Origin of the sequence: Streptomyces wedmorensis (assembly GCF_000716445.1) — a bacterium.
GTDB classification, from domain to species: domain Bacteria; phylum Actinomycetota; class Actinomycetes; order Streptomycetales; family Streptomycetaceae; genus Streptomyces; species Streptomyces wedmorensis.
Genome location: NZ_JNWK01000001.1, coordinates 22,559 through 37,725, shown reverse-complemented (window position 1 = coordinate 37,725; position 15,167 = coordinate 22,559). Strand labels below are relative to the sequence as shown.

Annotated in this window: 13 protein-coding genes; 7 read left to right on the top strand and 6 right to left on the bottom strand. The window is 73.5% G+C overall.

Going from position 1 to position 15,167, the window contains the following annotated elements:
* Positions 1–18 precede the first annotated feature (18 nt).
* A complete protein-coding gene (locus tag OO54_RS00135; RefSeq protein ID WP_033200801.1) occupies positions 19–1,017 on the top strand; it encodes a 1-aminocyclopropane-1-carboxylate deaminase/D-cysteine desulfhydrase in 999 nt (332 codons plus the stop codon).
* A 31-nt stretch (positions 1,018–1,048) separates the two neighbouring features.
* Here the strand turns inward: OO54_RS00135 and OO54_RS00130 are convergent, their stop codons facing one another.
* Complete coding sequence (locus OO54_RS00130) at positions 1,049–2,230, bottom strand: low temperature requirement protein A (RefSeq protein ID WP_051786610.1); 1,182 nt, start codon at positions 2,228–2,230, stop codon at positions 1,049–1,051.
* 270 nt (positions 2,231–2,500) lie between these two features.
* On the opposite strand from OO54_RS00130, the gene OO54_RS00125 reads away from it, so the two are divergent.
* Positions 2,501–4,225, top strand: a complete 1,725-nt coding sequence (locus OO54_RS00125; RefSeq protein WP_200146765.1) for an alpha/beta hydrolase — start codon at positions 2,501–2,503, stop codon at positions 4,223–4,225.
* A gap of 87 nt (positions 4,226–4,312) precedes the next feature.
* On the opposite strand, the gene OO54_RS00120 is transcribed toward OO54_RS00125, so the two are convergent.
* The 4 genes from OO54_RS00120 to OO54_RS00105 all read right to left on the bottom strand — a co-directional run bounded on the left by OO54_RS00120 (position 4,313) and on the right by OO54_RS00105 (position 8,024).
* On the bottom strand, positions 4,313–5,026 hold the full coding sequence (locus tag OO54_RS00120; RefSeq protein WP_051786609.1) for a CPBP family intramembrane glutamic endopeptidase: 714 nt from the start codon (positions 5,024–5,026) through the stop codon (positions 4,313–4,315).
* A 153-nt stretch (positions 5,027–5,179) separates the two neighbouring features.
* A complete protein-coding gene (locus OO54_RS00115) occupies positions 5,180–5,353 on the bottom strand; it encodes a CsbD family protein (RefSeq protein ID WP_017241923.1) in 174 nt (57 codons plus the stop codon).
* Between the two features lie 132 nt (positions 5,354–5,485).
* On the bottom strand, positions 5,486–6,367 hold the full coding sequence (locus tag OO54_RS00110) for a diacylglycerol/lipid kinase family protein (RefSeq protein ID WP_017241924.1): 882 nt from the start codon (positions 6,365–6,367) through the stop codon (positions 5,486–5,488).
* A 61-nt stretch (positions 6,368–6,428) separates the two neighbouring features.
* Positions 6,429–8,024, bottom strand: a complete 1,596-nt coding sequence (locus OO54_RS00105) for an FAD-binding oxidoreductase (protein ID WP_033200799.1) — start codon at positions 8,022–8,024, stop codon at positions 6,429–6,431.
* Positions 8,025–8,098: 74 nt separating this feature from the next.
* Between OO54_RS00105 and OO54_RS00100 the strand changes: the two genes are divergently transcribed.
* From OO54_RS00100 to OO54_RS00080, 5 genes are all read left to right on the top strand, one after another.
* A complete protein-coding gene (locus OO54_RS00100) occupies positions 8,099–8,698 on the top strand; it encodes a TetR/AcrR family transcriptional regulator (RefSeq protein WP_078904981.1) in 600 nt (199 codons plus the stop codon).
* Positions 8,695–10,251, top strand: coding sequence for a glycerol-3-phosphate dehydrogenase/oxidase (locus OO54_RS00095; RefSeq protein ID WP_033200797.1), 1,557 nt, complete (start codon positions 8,695–8,697; stop codon positions 10,249–10,251). The genes OO54_RS00100 and OO54_RS00095 overlap by 4 nt, the downstream gene beginning before the upstream one ends.
* Before the next feature lie 103 nt (positions 10,252–10,354).
* On the top strand, positions 10,355–10,996 hold the full coding sequence (locus OO54_RS00090; protein WP_033200796.1) for a TetR/AcrR family transcriptional regulator: 642 nt from the start codon (positions 10,355–10,357) through the stop codon (positions 10,994–10,996).
* Between the two features lie 306 nt (positions 10,997–11,302).
* Entirely contained in the window at positions 11,303–12,676 is a 1,374-nt protein-coding gene (locus OO54_RS00085) for a GH1 family beta-glucosidase (RefSeq protein WP_051786608.1), read from the top strand.
* A 212-nt stretch (positions 12,677–12,888) separates the two neighbouring features.
* Positions 12,889–14,091: an MFS transporter gene (locus OO54_RS00080; RefSeq protein WP_106969958.1), complete on the top strand. Its 1,203-nt coding sequence runs from the start codon at positions 12,889–12,891 to the stop codon at positions 14,089–14,091.
* A 102-nt stretch (positions 14,092–14,193) separates the two neighbouring features.
* Here the strand turns inward: OO54_RS00080 and OO54_RS00075 are convergent, their stop codons facing one another.
* Complete coding sequence (locus tag OO54_RS00075) at positions 14,194–14,844, bottom strand: potassium-transporting ATPase subunit C (protein WP_425348017.1); 651 nt, start codon at positions 14,842–14,844, stop codon at positions 14,194–14,196.
* Positions 14,845–15,167: the final 323 nt, after the last annotated feature.

The window sequence follows — 15,167 nt, the reverse complement described above, 5'->3', positions numbered from 1 at the left end:
GGATCTACCCTCTCCCGCATGCCACCTCCGCTGCTGCACCGGCGCTGTCCCGAACTGGCAGGGTCGCTGCCCTTCCTCCGGCTGGGCCGGGCACCGGCGCCGGTCCGGCGGCTGCCCGGGCTCGGTACGCGGTCCGAGGTGTGGGTCAAGGACGAGAGCGGATACGGCGACGGCGGCTGGGGCGGCAACAAGGTCCGCAAGCTGGAGTGGCTGCTGCCGGAGGCCCGGCGGCGCGGCGCGAGAACCATCCTGACGGTCGGCGGTCTCGGCACCAACTGGGGCCTCGCAGCCGCCCGGTACGCGCGGGAGGCGGGGCTCGACGTGGCCCTGGGCCTGATCGACCACCCGGTCGACGAGCACGTGCGGGCCCAGCTGGAACGGCTGCGCGACTCCGGTGCGACGCTGCACTTCCTGCACACCAGGACGAGGCTGATCCTGGCCGCGCCGTGGCTCTTCGCCCGGCACGCCCAGGGTCGTACCCTGCCGTACTACCTCCCGGCGGGCGGCTCGTCGCCGCTCGGTGCGCTCGGCGCCGTCGAGACCGCCCTGGAGCTGGGCTCACAGGTCGAGGCGGGGGAGCTGCCGGAGCCGACGTGGCTCGTCACCGCCGTCGGATCCGGCGGTACCGCCGCGGGGCTGGCCGTCGGACTGCGGCTCGCCGGGCTGCGCACCCGCGTCCTCGGCATCGTGGTCAACGACACCTTGCGGCTGGACGCCGCCACCCTCCTCAGGCTGGCCCGCCGCTCCACGGCCCTGCTCAGGGCCCGGGGTGCCGAGCCGGGCTGCGGCGAGCCCGCCTCCGACGCGATCCGTACGGAGACGGCCTGGCTGGGGGACGGCTACGCGCACCCCACCGCCGCCGCCGACCGCGTCCTCGCCCGCGCGTCGACGCAGGCCGGCCTGACCCTGGAACGCACCTACACCGCCAAGGCGCTCGCGGCTTTGCTCGACCTGGACGCGGCCGGCCGGCTGGACGGCGGCCCGGTGGTCTTCCTGCAGACCCACGGACCGCGATGAGGGCGAGGCCCGGTCGGACGGGCCGGACCGGCTACGCGGTGCCGGCGGCCTGACGGCGGGACAGGGCGGTCTTGGCGTAGAGCAGGTGGGCGATGGCCTCGGCCGCGAGGAGGAGGACCACCAGCCACGGGGTGAGCACGTCCGCGCCGAGAACGACCAGGAGGGGGATCACGACGCCGGGCAGCGCCCAGACGGCCACCTGGCGCGGTGGGCTGCCGAACCGGAGCGCGATCAGGGCGTGCGCTCCGTGGTAGACCGCCAACCCGCCGGCGAGGGCCCAGACCGCGCCCCGCGCCAGGTGGTCGTGGCCGGACTCCTCCACGGCCGTGGCCAGTCCGGCGGCCATCGAGATGACGGCGGCGGTGACGAAGAAGTGGAGGAAGCCGCCCACGTCACGGGCGAGGAGGTAGGCCTCGCGGGTGCCGGCGGTGCCCATGACGCGCTCCGCCGCCGTCGAGGCGAAGTCGAAGTAGGACCACCAGAGGGTGGCCAGCAGGACGAACCCGAGCACCGCCACGACCCCGGCCCGGGCGGTCCACGTGTGGTCGGTGGACGTGATGAGGGCGAGGACCGACTCGCCGAGGACGATGATCACGAACAGTCCGACCCGCTCGACCAGGTGGCCGGTGTGGACCCGGCCCGGGATGCCCTGCCCCCGGGCGGTCAGCAGCAGGACCATCTCCGCCATCAGCAGAGCCGCCCACACCCCGTAGCGCCAGGGAGCGGGGACCGCCGCCGAACCGGCCCAGAGCACCGCGGAGAGCAGACAGTAGGTCAGCGGCCGCCAGCGGGGCAGCGTGCGGGGTGCGGGAAAGCGCGTGGCGGGCCACCACAGGGCGAGCAGGACGAGGCGGGTGCCCGCGTAGCCGAGGGCGTAGGCGGGGCCCCGGTCGCCGTCGGCCTCGGGCACCGCCGCTGCCATCACGGCGAGGCACAGCATCGCCGAAAGCATGACGAGGCGGCGGCGGGCGCTGTCGTCCTGGAAGAGGTTCGCGGAGACCGTGAGGTTCGCCCACATCCACCAGGGCGGGAAGTAGAGGCCGAGGAACACGGCGAACTCGCGCGCGCCGGGGTCGCCGTGGAGGCCGTGCGCGAGCTGGGCGACGACGGCGACGAAGACCAGGTCGAAGAAGAGTTCCAGCCATCCGGCGTGCCGGGGCTCCGGCTCCGGCGTGCGCGACGGCGACCACGACGGGGTGTGCGGACTGCTCATCAGGCCATCCGAGAGGGGATTCGACAGCGGCACGGGCTGGGTGCATCAGATCACGGATCCGGTCCCGCGCCGCCGAGGCGAGGGCGTCCCGGGCGTCGCGCCCGCCGTCCTGGGCCGCGCGTCGAACCCTCGTCCCTGACGTGTCCCGGGTTCAGGATCGGCGGCACGCGCCGGCCCGCCCGGTCGCCCGTGCCGGGGGCGACTTCGGGGAGGGAGGTCACAGGTGGCGGGGCGCGTCCGGCCTTGGGATCATTTCCCCGGAGGACAGCCATGGCTCCCTATACGCACAAGTCCCCGCCGGACGGATCCCCCGGCCGCGAGACCGCCGGGAACGGGGGCGCCGCTCCGGACGCCGACTCGGCGAAGCGCCGTCGGTCGCTTCGGCTCACGCTGCCCGGCTGCTGGGGGGCGCTGCTCTTCGCCTGCCTCTCCTTCACTCCGTCGCTGCTGCCGCGCGGCGGCGTCCTCCAGGGGCTGATCTGCGGCATCAACGCGGCCATCGGCTACGGGCTGGGCGTCGTCGCGGCCTATGTGTGGCGGGCGTTCGCCGACCGGGAGGCGCGGCACGCCTCGCGCACGTCGTGGCGCGTCCTCATCGTCTGCGCGATCGTCCTGTTCGGCCTGTCGTTCGGGTTCGGCCAGTACTGGCAGCACGAGATCCGCGAGCTCATGGGGGTCACCGACTTCAACGCCCTGACGGCCGTCGCCTGCCCGTTCGTGGCCGCGCTCGTCTTCTGCCTGCTGTTGCTGGCCGGCCGCGGTCTCCGGCGCCTGTACCGCTGGGTCACTCGCGTCCTGCGCCGGTGGGCGGGTCCGCGCGCGGCGCGGGTGGTCGGCTGGCTGGTCGTGGCGGGCCTCGCCTGGTCCGTCGTGAGCGGGGTGCTGCTGAGCGGCTTCGTGAACGGGGCCAACGAGGCGTTCTCGCTGCGTGACACGGAGACCCCTGAAGGCGTCCACCAGCCCACGTCCCCCCTGCGCTCCGGCGGGCCGGGTTCGCTGGTGCCGTGGGATTCGCTGGGCAGGCAGGGCCGTGCCTTCACCGGCAGCGGTCCGTCGGCGCAGGACATCGGCGCGTTCACCCATCGCCCGGCGCTGGAACCCGTCCGGGCCTACGCCGGGCTCGAGACCTCCGACGACGCCGAGTCCCGTGCGGAGCGGGCCGTCGCCGACCTCGAACGGGCGGGTGGCTTCGAGCGCGCCCAACTGCTCGTGGTCACCACCACGGGAAGCGGCTGGGTCGATCCCGCCGCCGTGGACTCGTTCGAGTACCTCGGCGACGGCGACGCGGCCACCGTGGCGATGCAGTACTCGTACCTGCCGTCGTGGCTGTCCTATCTCGTGGACCAGTCCAAGGCGCGCGAGGCCGGCCGCGAGCTCTTCGACGCGGTCTACGACGTCTGGTCCAAGCTGCCCCAGGACCAGCGCCCGCGACTGTTCGTGGCGGGCGAGAGCCTGGGGTCGTTCGGCGGGGAGACGGCCTTCAGCGGCGAGTACGACCTGCGCAACCGCACCGCGGGAACCCTGTTCGCCGGCCCCCCGAACTTCAACACCCTGTTCCGCGAGTTCAGCGATCAGCGCGACGGGGGAAGTCCGGAGATCGAGCCCGTCTACAGGCAGGGGCGGACCGTACGGTTCACCGAGGACCCGACCACCGGGATCACCCCGGAGGGCGTGCCGTGGAACGGCACCCGGGTGCTCTACCTGATGCACCCGTCCGACCCGATCGTCTGGTGGAGCCCGGAGCTGGCCTTCTCCGAGCCCGACTGGATCGGTCAGGCGCCGGGCGGCGACGTGCTCGAAGGGATGTTCTGGATCCCCTTCGTGACCTTCTGGCAGGTGACCGCCGACCTGCCGTTCTCCACGGACGTGCCGGACGGCCACGGCCACCGGTACAAGGCCGCGTACGTCGACGGCTGGAACGCCGTCATGCGGCCGTCGGGCTTCACGCCGCAGGACCTGGACCGCTTGAGGGACATCGTCCAGACGGATCACTGAGCCCGGCTGTGACCGGCAGGGTCTACGGTCGCCATCCGGGAGCCGGCAGTCGGCAGTCGCCATTCGGAAGTCGGCACGGGCGCACGGTCAGCGCAGCAGGAAGCCGGCGATGTAGCCGAGCGCGTTGACCGCCCAGTGCAGGCCCATGGGCGGCAGAAGACTGCCGCTGCGGCGGCGCAGTTCACAGAAGAGGACGCCCGCCGCCGCCGTGAAGAGGACGGCGCCCGTGACGGCGAGGACGGCGCCGAGCGCGGAGTCGCCGAGGACCGTGCTCAGCGCGGGTTTCGCCGTCGCCAGGCGCAGGGACGGCAGGACGTGCCACAGGCCGAACAGCAGACTCGAGACGGTGGTCGCCCAGACCGTCCCACGGGCCCGGCGCACCAGTCCGTAGAGCACTCCGCGGAAGGCGATCTCCTCGACCAGGACGGTGCCCACGGGGACCACCACGAGCACGCGTCCCACCAGCTCGCCCCCGGTCATCCCGTCGTACCGACGGTCCTCGAAGAGCGGGCGGGTGTCCGGCAGCAGCGCTCCGGCGGCGTAGACGAGTCCGACCAGCCCGATCAGGACCAGCGCCCACCTCGCGCCGCGGGCCAGTGTCGCGGGCGCCAGCCCCGCGTCCGCCAGGGTGCCGCCCGCCCAGCGGAGCACGCCGAGGAGCAGGGCGCTGACCGCGACGGCCGCGACCAGGCGGAGCGGTCCGGTCCAGTGGTGCAGCAGCAGATTGGCCGCGACGAGGACGGCGACCGTGAGGCCGACCGCCGGCCAGGTGCCGATCGGCCCGCGCCACCGGCTTCGCACCCTGTCGCGCCACCGGCTTCGCACCCGGTCCACGCTACCGGGCGCCCGTCACGGGCGCCCGGCAGGTGCCGCCGCCCGGGTCGGCGGGGGTACGTCCCCAGCTCTCGGCCGCGCCCGGGCCAGGGGTGTCCTGCCGATCAGGCCGGGCATCCCCTAGGAACGGTCGTGCTTGAGCGAGTCCCTGATGCCTTCGGCTCGATGACGGACGTTCGTCGCCTTCTCGCGGATCTTGGCCTTCACCTGGTCCGTCTTGCCCTCGGCCTCCAGGCGCTCGTGACCGGTGATCTTTCCGGTGAGCTCCTTGATCTTGCCCTTGACCTTCTCCATGCCGGCATTCATACCCGTGGTCCCTCCGTGACGTCGGTTCCCACCCTCCACGCTAGGTTTGCGCGGCCCGGAGTGCTCGTCGACGTCCGGCCCCGGCCGTCTCCACCGGTCAGGGGCGGTCCCGAGCCGTGGTCAGGCCAGTACGCGGAGGGCTGCGGGCCGCACCCTGAGGGTCACCGGCAGGGTCGCGTCGACCTCGCCGTCGGCGCCGTACGGCAGGGGCCGGTCGGCCTCGATGCGGACCTCCTTGCCGCGCAGGATCTCGATCTGAGGACGGTTCACGTGCGCGCCCGTCTTCAGTTCGTTCATCATGGCGAAGAAGAGACGCTTGGGCGCCTCCTTGATCACCACGACGTCGAGGAGGCCGTCGTCGACGCGTGCGCCCGGTGCGACCTTCCTCCCGAAGCCGTAGAAGCCGGAGTTGGCCGCGATCACCGTGTAGCCGGTGCGGTCGTGCCGGACCCCGTCGATCGTGATGCGGTACGCGGCGGGCTTCCAGGCGAGGACCGCCCGGAGGCCGCCGGCGTAGTAGGAGGCCGCGCCGCGCAGCAGGCGGGAGGCGTTGGCGTGGCGGTTGGCCACCGCGTCGACACCCGCGTACACGCTGCCGAGGACGTGGGTCCCCTTGTGCCGGGCGGACTCGACCTCGATGGTGTCGACGGCCCGCGGCTCGCCTTCGAGCAGCACCTTGGCGAGGCCCGGGGCGTCCGTGGGAAGCCCCAGGGCGCGTGCGAAGTCGTTGCCGCGGCCGGCGGGGACCAGGCCGAAGACCGTGTCCGTGCCGCTGAGCGCGCCCCCGACGGTGCCGGCCATGCCGTCACCGCCGACGGCGAGCACGACGTGCCCCTTCGCTCCGGCCTCCCGGGCGAGTTCCTGCGCGTGTTCCAGGCTGCGGCTGTAGACGGTGTCGAGCCGCGCGCCCGCCTCCCGCAGCAGCCGGGCCAGCGGGAGCAGGCTCGCCGTGCCGCTGGAACCCCCTGCGGTGGGGTTGACGACGGCGGTGAACTGTCGCATGGATCTGGCCTCCGGGCGGCAGAAGAAGGAATTCAGGAGGAAGGGGTACGGCGGGCGGGGATCAGCGGACGGGGATCAGGACCCCGGGGCTGAGGACGCCGGACGGGTCGATCTCGGCCTTGACGGCCTGGAGCATACGGATGCCGAGGGGGCCGATCTCGCGGGCGAACCAGTCGCGGTGGTCGGTCCCGACGCCGTGGTGGTGGCTGATGGTGCCGCCCGCCGCCAGGATCGCGTCGTTGGCCGCCCGCTTCACGGGTGCCCAGTGCGCGACCGGGTCCCCGCCCTGCGCGGACACGACGGTGAAGTAGAGCGAGGCGCCGTTCTCGTACGTGTGCGAGATGTGGCACATGACGAGCGGCGGGGTGCCGGCCTCGGTGAGGGTGCTCGTCAGGGCTTCGCGCACCGCCGTGTACAGGCCGGGGATCGCGGACCAGAAGGCCGCCGTCTCCAGCGTCTCGGCGAACGCGCCGGCGTCGAGCAGGGCGTCGCGGAGGTAGGGGGCGTTGTAGCGGCCGTGCGCCCAGCGGTCGCCGCCCTCCTCGCCGAGGTACTCGCCGTCGCAGGCGAGGAGGACCTCACGGGCGGCGGCGCGGCGGTCGGCCGTCTCCTCCTCCGAGCCCTCGTACCCGACGATGGCCATGCAGCCCGGGTTCTGCGGGACTTCGGTGCTGCCGATGGCGTCCGGCTGCGCGAGTCCGATGAAGGTCTCCGACTCGTCCGACAGGCGCAGCACCGTGGGTCGCGGGCCGTCCTGGGCGAGTCGGCGCAGCGCCGCCGTGCCGGCCTCGAAGGAGGCGAAGCGCCAGCTCTCGTAGATCCGCTTCTGCGGCAGCGGGCGGATGCGCACGGTCACCGACGTGATCACGCCGAGGACGCCCTCGGAGCCGAGGATCAGCTGGCGCAGGTCGGGGCCGGCCGCGGAGCGCGGGGCCCGACCGCTCCACAGCGTGCCTTCGGGGGTGGCGACCTTCAGGCCGAGGACCATCTCGTCGAAGCGGCCGTATCCGGCCGAGGCCTGGCCGCTGGAGCGGGCCGCGGCGAAGCCGCCGACGGTGGCCCATTCGAAGGACTGCGGGAAGTGGCCGAGTGTCCAGCCCCGCTCGTTGAGGAGCGCCTCGCACTGCGGGCCGCGCAGACCGGGCTGCAGCGTCGCGGTGCGCGAGACCTCGTCGACGGCCAGGAGCCGGTCGAGCCGCCGCAGGTCGAGGGCGACGAAGGGCCGCTTGGTGGTGGGCGCGAGGCCGCCGACGACGGAGGTGCCGCCGCCGAAGGGCACGGCGGCGAGGCCGTGGTCGGCGCACGCGCGCAGTACGGCGAGGACCTCGTCGTGGCTGCCGGGGAGCACGACGACGGCGGGGACGTCGTCGACCTCGCCGGCCCGGATGCGGAGGAGGTCGGGGGTCGACTTGCCCCGGGTGTGCCGGATGCGGCTCTCGTCGTCGTCCCGCAGGCCGTCGGGTGCGGCGACGGCGGCGCGCAGTGCGCTCTTCGCCTCGCCGGTCAGTGCCGGGGCGGGCACCTCGATGTCGGTGAGGGCGGACGGGCCGCTCTCGCGCGGCGTGACGCCGAGCAGGTCCCGCAGGAGGCCGGTCACCGATTCGGGCAGGGGCGCCGCCTTGGCCGGGTCGCCCCAGCCGCTCCACAACATGTCCACTTCGAGAGGTTCCTCACGGTCTGTTTCACGGACGGCGCTGCCACTCGGCCTGCGCTGGTATTACACTGTGACAGATGACGCCCATTCGTCACAACCATGCGGACGCAGATCCCGTGCTCGACGCCGCACGCGACTGCGTGCTCGCCGTCGGAGTACGGCGGACCACCCTCACCGACGTCGCCCGGCGGGCCGGCGTGTCCCGGATGACGCTCTACCGGCGCTGGCCCGACGTGCGCACCCTCGTCGGCGACCTGATGACCCGTGAGTGGATCGCCGTCGCCGCCGATGCCATGCCACCCGCCGACGACGACCTGCCCGAACGCACCCGGATCGTCGAGGGGCTGGTCGAGGGAGTCGCCTCGTTCCGGGCCCATCCGCTGTTCCGGAAGATCCTCGACGTGGACCCCGAGCTGCTGCTGCCGTACGTCCTCGACCGGCGGGGGGCCAGCCAGGACGCCCTGCTCGGGCTGCTCGTCACGGCCCTGGAGGACGGGCACGAGGACGGTTCCGTACGCCGCGTCCACGCCGACCTGCAGGCCCGGTCCCTGCTGCTCGTCGTCCAGTCCTTCACGCTCTCGCTGCGCACCATGGCCGACGAGACCGATCCCGAACTGAGCGAAGCCGCCTTCCTCGACGAGCTGCGCACCCTGCTGGAGAGGACTCTCACCCCATGAACCCCACGAGCAGCACCGCCCTGCCCGGCTCCTCGCTCGACGCCGCGCGGCGCCGGCGCGAACTGGCCCTGCTCGCCGACGGCGAGCAGGTCGACGTCCTCGTCGTCGGGCTCGGCGCCACCGGCGCCGGAGCCGCCCTCGACGCGGCCACCCGCGGACTCAGCGTCGCCGCGATCGACGCCCACGACCTCGCGTTCGGCACCTCCCGCTGGAGCTCCAAGCTGATCCACGGCGGACTGCGCTACCTCGCGTCCGGACAGCTCGACGTCGCCCACGAGAGCGCCGTCGAACGCGGCATCCTCATGGAGCGCACCGCCCCCCACCTCGTCCGCGCCCAGCCCTTCGTCCTGCCCCTCACCCCGCTCGTCGGCCGCGGCCAGGCCGCCCTCGCCCGCGCCGGATTCGTCGCGGGCGACCTGCTGCGCGTCTCCGCCCGCACCTCGCGCCGCACGCTGCCGCAGCCGCGCACGCTGTCCGCCGTCGAGACCCGCCACCTCGCCCCCGCCCTGCGCCCGGTCGGCCTGCGCGGCGGACTGCTCTCCTGGGACGGCCGGCTCTCCGACGACGCGCGCCTGGTGACCGCGATCGCCCGCACCGCCGCCGCCCACGGCGCCCGCGTCCTCACCAGGACCCGGGCCCTGGAACTCCACGGCGACGGGGCGCTCGTCCGCGACGAGCTCACCGGCGAGGAGCTGCGCATCCGCGCACGGACCGTCGTCAACGCGGCCGGGGTCTGGGCGGGCGGCCTCGTCGAGGACGTCCGGCTGCGGCCCTCGCGCGGCACCCATCTCGTCCTGCGCTCCGAGACCCTCGGCCGTCTCTCCGCCGGCCTGCACATCCCGATCCCCGGCGAGTCCAACCGCTTCGTCCTGGTCCTCCCCCAGGGCGACGGACGGGTGTACGTCGGCCTCACCGACGAACCCGTCGACGGCGACGTCCCCGACGTGCCGGAGGTCCCCGAGACCGACATCGGCTTCCTGCTCGACGTGCTGGGCTCCGCGCTCGACGTGACCCTCCACCGGGACGACGTCGTCGGGGCCTTCGCCGGCCTGCGGCCGCTGCTCGACACCCGGGACGCGTCGGGCCGCACCGCCGACATCTCGCGCAAGCACGCGGTGCTCGCCTCGCCCGAGGGCGTCGTCACCGTCGTCGGCGGCAAGCTGACCACGTACCGCCGCATGGCGCAGGACGCCGTGGACGCAGCCGTGGCGGCCCGCGGCCTGACCGCCGGGCCGTGCAGGACCGCGTCCGTCCCGCTCGTCGGCGCCGCCGCACAGCGGACCCTCGCCGGGCTCGACGTGCCGCCCCGCCTGGTCTTCCGCTACGGCACCGAGGCGGCGGCCGTCCACGCCCTCGGCGTCGAGGACCCCGTGCTCGCCGAGCCCGTCGTGCCCGGCCACCCCGTCACCGGCGCCGAACTGCTGTGGGCCGTACGCCACGAGGGCGCCCTCGACACGGCGGACCTCCTGGACCGGCGTACCCGCATCGGCGTGGTCCCCGAGGACCGCGCCACCGCCGAGGAGGCCGCCCGCGCCGCCCTCGCCGACGCGTGACCCTCCGGCGGGCGCCGAGCCGGTACCCCACCCGGCTCGACGCCCGCCGGCACGCCCGGGGCCGCGTGCTACGTTCGCCCCAACGGACGACGGGGAGCGTGGGGTGACGGAAGCATCGAGGCCGCGCGTACGCCGGGAGCCGCAGCAGGCTCGCAGCCGGGCCCGCGTCGAGGCGATCCTCACCGCGGCCGACCGCATCCTCTCCCAGGAGGGATACGAGGCGCTGACCATGCGGCGGATCGCCGAGGAGTCGGGCGCGCCGGTCGGCAGCATCTACCAGTTCTATCCCGACAAGGGCGCCGTCGTGGACGCCCTCGGCCGGCGGTACCTCCTGGCCTTCGCGTCCGCCATCGACGAACTCGTCGAGCGGGCGGTCTCCGGTGAACTCACCGATCTCGTCGGCACGATGGTCGACGTCTACGCCGACCTCTTCCGGTCCCAGCCCGGCGGCATGGCCCTGTGGGCCGGCCGCCACCTGAGCCCCGAACTCGCGCGCGCCGACGAGGCCAGCAACACGCTCATCGCCGACGGCCTCCAGCGCATCGTGGAGCACCTGACGGGCGGGCCCGGCGGCGAACGCGCCCGGCGCGCCACCCGCATGGTGGTGTGGGCCTCCAACGCCGTGCTCCACGAGGTCTTCAAGGGGGACGGCGAGCCGGACCTGGAGACCGTGGAAGAGCTCAAGCGGATGCTGCGTTTCTACTGGGACGACCTGCGCGGCCGGCTGGAGACCGCGGCGGAGTGAGCCCCGGCGGGCCCTGACCCGGGCCTCGCCACGCCCGAGTCTCGCCCGCGGGCCCCGACTCGGCCTCCCGTGCCCCCGCCCGCGGGCCCGGGCTCGTCCTCGCCACGCCCCGCGCCCGCCGCCGCACGGCTTCACGGGCCGGCCCCGCCCCGAATGAGCGGCCCGTCCCGCGCGCCCCTCTCCGCACCCTAGAACATGAACAACGGTTCATGTTATGTTGCGGCCCACCTCGGACGGCCGGCCCCCAGGACCCGCGCGTTCCGGCGGCCGTACGTGAGCAGTTCGCGCATCACGCGATGAAGGCAGGTGCCTGTGACGACCAGCTCCACCGACCCCACCCGACTCCCCCGGTTCCCGGCCGACTTCGCCTGGGGGGCATCGACGGCCGCGTACCAGATCGAGGGCGCGGCCGACGAGGACGGCAAGGGCGCGTCGATCTGGGACACCTTCGTACGGCGCCCCGGGGCGGTCCGCGACGGGCACACCGGCGACGTCGCCTGCGACCACTACCACCGGGTCGACGAGGACGTCGCGCTGATGCGCCGGCTCGGGCTCGACGCGTACCGCTTCTCGATCTCCTGGCCGCGCGTCCTGCCGACCGGCGCCGGCAAGGTCGAGCCGCGCGGCCTCGACTTCTACGACCGGCTGGTCGACGCGCTGCTCGACGCCGGGATCGAGCCCACGCCCACGCTGTTCCACTGGGACCTGCCGCAGTCCCTGGAGGACGAGGGCGGCTGGATGAACCGCGAGACCGCGCACCGGTTCGCCGAGTACGCGGCCGTGACCGCGGAACGGCTGGGCGACCGGGTCAAGCGCTGGATCACCCTCAACGAGCCCTTCGTGCACATGTCGTTCGGCTACGGCTTCGGCGTCCACGCCCCGGGCCGCGCCCTGCTCCTCGACGCACTGCCCGTCGCGCACCACCAACTGCTCGGCCACGGCCTCGCGACCGAGGCGCTGCGGGCCGCCGTCCCCGACGCGCAGGTGCTGATCTCCAACAACTGCACACCCGTCCGCCTGCGTTCCGACGCACAGGAGGACAAGGACCTGGCCGCCGCGCAGGCTTACGACGTCCTGCACAACAGGCTCTTCAACGACCCCTTGATGGCGGGGAGCTACCCCGACCTCTCGGCCTACGGCATGACCGATCCCGACTGGGGAGGGCTCGTACGGGACGGTGACCTGGCCACCATCGCCGCACCCTTGGACGGCCTCGGCATCAACTACTACAACCCGACCTGGATCACCGCCCCGGCGGATCCCACCGCCGGGCTCCCGTTCGACCTGGCCGAGCCCCAGGAGCCCTACCAGCGCACGGCGTTCGACTGGCCGGTCGTACCCGACGGGCTCACGGAGCTGCTCACCGACCTCAAGGCCCGCTACGGCGACGCCCTTCCGCCGGTGTGGATCACCGAGAGCGGGTGCTCACAGCCGGCCGGACTGGACGACCGGGCGCGCATCGACTACCTCGCCGGACACATCGACGCGGTCGCGCGCGCCGCGGCCCTCGGGGTGGACGTACGCGGCTACTTCATCTGGTCGCTGCTCGACAACTTCGAGTGGGCCGAGGGCTACCACCAGCGCTTCGGCCTGATCGAGGTCGACTTCGCCACACGACGTCGCACGCCCAGGGCGAGCTTCGAGTGGTACCGCAAACTGATCGCCTCCCAGCGGTCCTGAGCGACGGAGCCCCCATGTCTCACGCTCCCTCAGCGGACGCGGCGGAGCCGACGGAACCAGCGGGACCAGCGGGACCAGCGGCACCATCCGGCCCGACAGACCCCGCAGGACCCGCGGGACCGGCGGGACCGGCGGGACCGGCGGGACCGGCGGGACCGGCAGACGGTCTGGATCCGGCGGAGCCCGTCGTCCTCTTCGCCGAGCCCACCGCCGTGGTCAAGCCCGGCTGGACGGTGAACCTCTCGCTGGCCACGCTCGCCGTGTTCATGGCCTTCATGACGCCCATCCAGATCCTGCTGCCGCTCCAGCTGGAGCACATCGACCCGCAGGACAAGAACGCCGCGCTGTCACTCGTCACCGGTCTCGGCGCGCTCGTCGCGGTGCTCGCCAACCCGATCGCCGGGGCGTGGTCGGACCGGACCACGAGCCGGTTCGGGCGGCGTCGGCCCTGGATCCTGGGCGGCGCGCTGGCCGGGGCGGCGGGGCTGGTGGTGACCGCCTCCCAGCACACGGTGGCGGGGGTCGCCGTCGGCTGGTGCCTCGCTCAGGCGGGCCTGAACGCGATGCTGGCCGGGGTCACCACCCCGATCGCCGACCGCGTGCCGCTGAGGCAACGGGCGCAGGTCTCGGGCTGGACCGGGCTCATGCAGTCCGTCGGTCTGGTCGTCGGCGCGTTGATCACCACGACGCTGGTCACCGGGGTGGGGTCCGGCTACGGGACCCTGGCCGTGCTCACCGTCGCCCTCGCACTCCCCTTCGTCCTGTGTCACGGCGAGCCGGCGCTGCCGCGGGCGCTGCGCCCCGCCTTCGACGCACGCGCCTTCGCGCGCTCGTTCTGGGTGAGCCCGCGGCAGCACCCCGACTTCGGCTGGGCCTGGCTCACCCGGTTCCTGATCAACCTCGGCAACGCCCTCGGCACCCTCTACCTGTTCTACTTCCTCGCCGACGCGGTCCACTACGGCGACCCGGGCACCGGCGTGCTGATCCTCACCCTGATCTACACCCTCTGCGCCGCGGTCACGGCCGTGCCCGTCGGTGCGCTGTCCGACCGCGTCGGACGCCGCAAGGGCTTCGTCGTCCTGTGCTCCGTGGTCATGACCGCCGCCGCGCTGCTGCTCGCCCTGGTCCACACCTGGCCGTCCGCCCTCGCCGCCGCGGCCGTCCTCGGCGCGGGCTACGGCATCTACCTCGCCGTCGACCAGGCCCTGGTCACCCAGGTACTCCCCCAGGCCGCCGACCGCGCCAAGGACCTCGGCGTCATCAACATCGCCAACTCCGGCCCCCAGGTGCTCGCCCCCGCCCTCGCCTCGCCGATCATCGCCCACCTCGGCGGCTACACCGGCCTCTACGTCGCCGCGGCCCTGGCCATCCTCGCCGGCGGCTTCCTGGTCCGCCGCATCCGCGGCGTGGCGTGATCCGGGCCGTCGGCATCGACGACCCGGATCACACCCCGCCTGGGCCGGCGGACCCGATGCGTTGTCGGGACCGCCGGCACCTGTGCCGTGGCGAGGGGGACATCAGCCCTTGGCGACCAGCGCCTTGAGAGCGATGTTGAGCTTCAGGACGTTGACGCGGGGTTCGCCGATGAAGCCGAGGACGCGGCCGTCGGTGTGGGCGGCGACCAGCTCGTCGACCTGGGCGACGGTCAGCTTGTTCCGCTCGGCGACGCGGTGGACCTGGAGCTTCGCGTACTCCGGTGAGATGTGCGGGTCCAGGCCCGAGCCGGAGGACGTGACGGCGTCGGCGGGCACGTCGGAAGGCCGCACCTGGTAGCCGGCCGTCGAGTTGTCCTTGATCACGGCGGCCTTGGCGTCCGTGACCCACTTGATCAGGTCCGCGTTGTCGCCGGAACGGTTGGTCGCGCCGGACAGGATGATCGAGTACTGGGTGTTGACGGAGTTGGTGCCCAGGCCGTTGGAGGGGCGGGGCTGGAACCAGCGTAGGTCCGGCTCCGCCGTCTCCTCGCCGTCCTTGAGCGGGAGGTGGTAGGTCTGGCCGATGAGTTCGGAGCCGACGACCTTCCCGCTCGCGTCGGTGACCTCGGAGCCGTTCGCCTTGCCCGGCATGGCCAGTTGGGCGATGCCGGTGACGGCCAGCGGCTCCTTGACGACGTCCTTCAGGTGGATGACGCCGAGGACCCGCGCGCCCTTGTCGTCCTCCAGAGCCACCAGCAGCGGGGTGCCGCCGGCCTGGGAGATGCGGTCCGTGAGCGTCTGCGCGTCCTCGGCGACCTCGCCGCCCCGCTCCTTCACCCACGCGGCGACCGAACCGGTCGCGCCCTTGCGGATCTTGCGTCCGTCCACGTCCACGCCCGACATGCGGGTCTGGGCGGTGAACTCGATCCAGGTGGCGTGGGCGAGTTCGCCCTGGTGGCGCTCGCGGAGGCCGTACCTCTCCTTGGCCAGGACGTAGTCGAGGACCAGCGAACCGGCCGCGACCAGGCTCGTACGCCGTCCCAGGTGGGCCTTCGCCACCGCGTAGGAGCCACCGC

Coding starts and splice junctions, on each gene's coding strand:
- OO54_RS00115 (WP_017241923.1), bottom strand. CDS start 5,353: ATGGAGAAGGTCAAGGGCAAGATCAAGGAGCTCACCGGAAAGATCACC.
- OO54_RS00095 (WP_033200797.1), top strand. CDS start 8,695: ATGAACCCCACGAGCAGCACCGCCCTGCCCGGCTCCTCGCTCGACGCC.
- OO54_RS00100 (WP_078904981.1), top strand. CDS start 8,099: ATGACGCCCATTCGTCACAACCATGCGGACGCAGATCCCGTGCTCGAC.
- OO54_RS00125 (WP_200146765.1), top strand. CDS start 2,501: ATGGCTCCCTATACGCACAAGTCCCCGCCGGACGGATCCCCCGGCCGC.
- OO54_RS00110 (WP_017241924.1), bottom strand. CDS start 6,367: ATGCGACAGTTCACCGCCGTCGTCAACCCCACCGCAGGGGGTTCCAGC.
- OO54_RS00130 (WP_051786610.1), bottom strand. CDS start 2,230: ATGAGCAGTCCGCACACCCCGTCGTGGTCGCCGTCGCGCACGCCGGAG.
- OO54_RS00135 (WP_033200801.1), top strand. CDS start 19: ATGCCACCTCCGCTGCTGCACCGGCGCTGTCCCGAACTGGCAGGGTCG.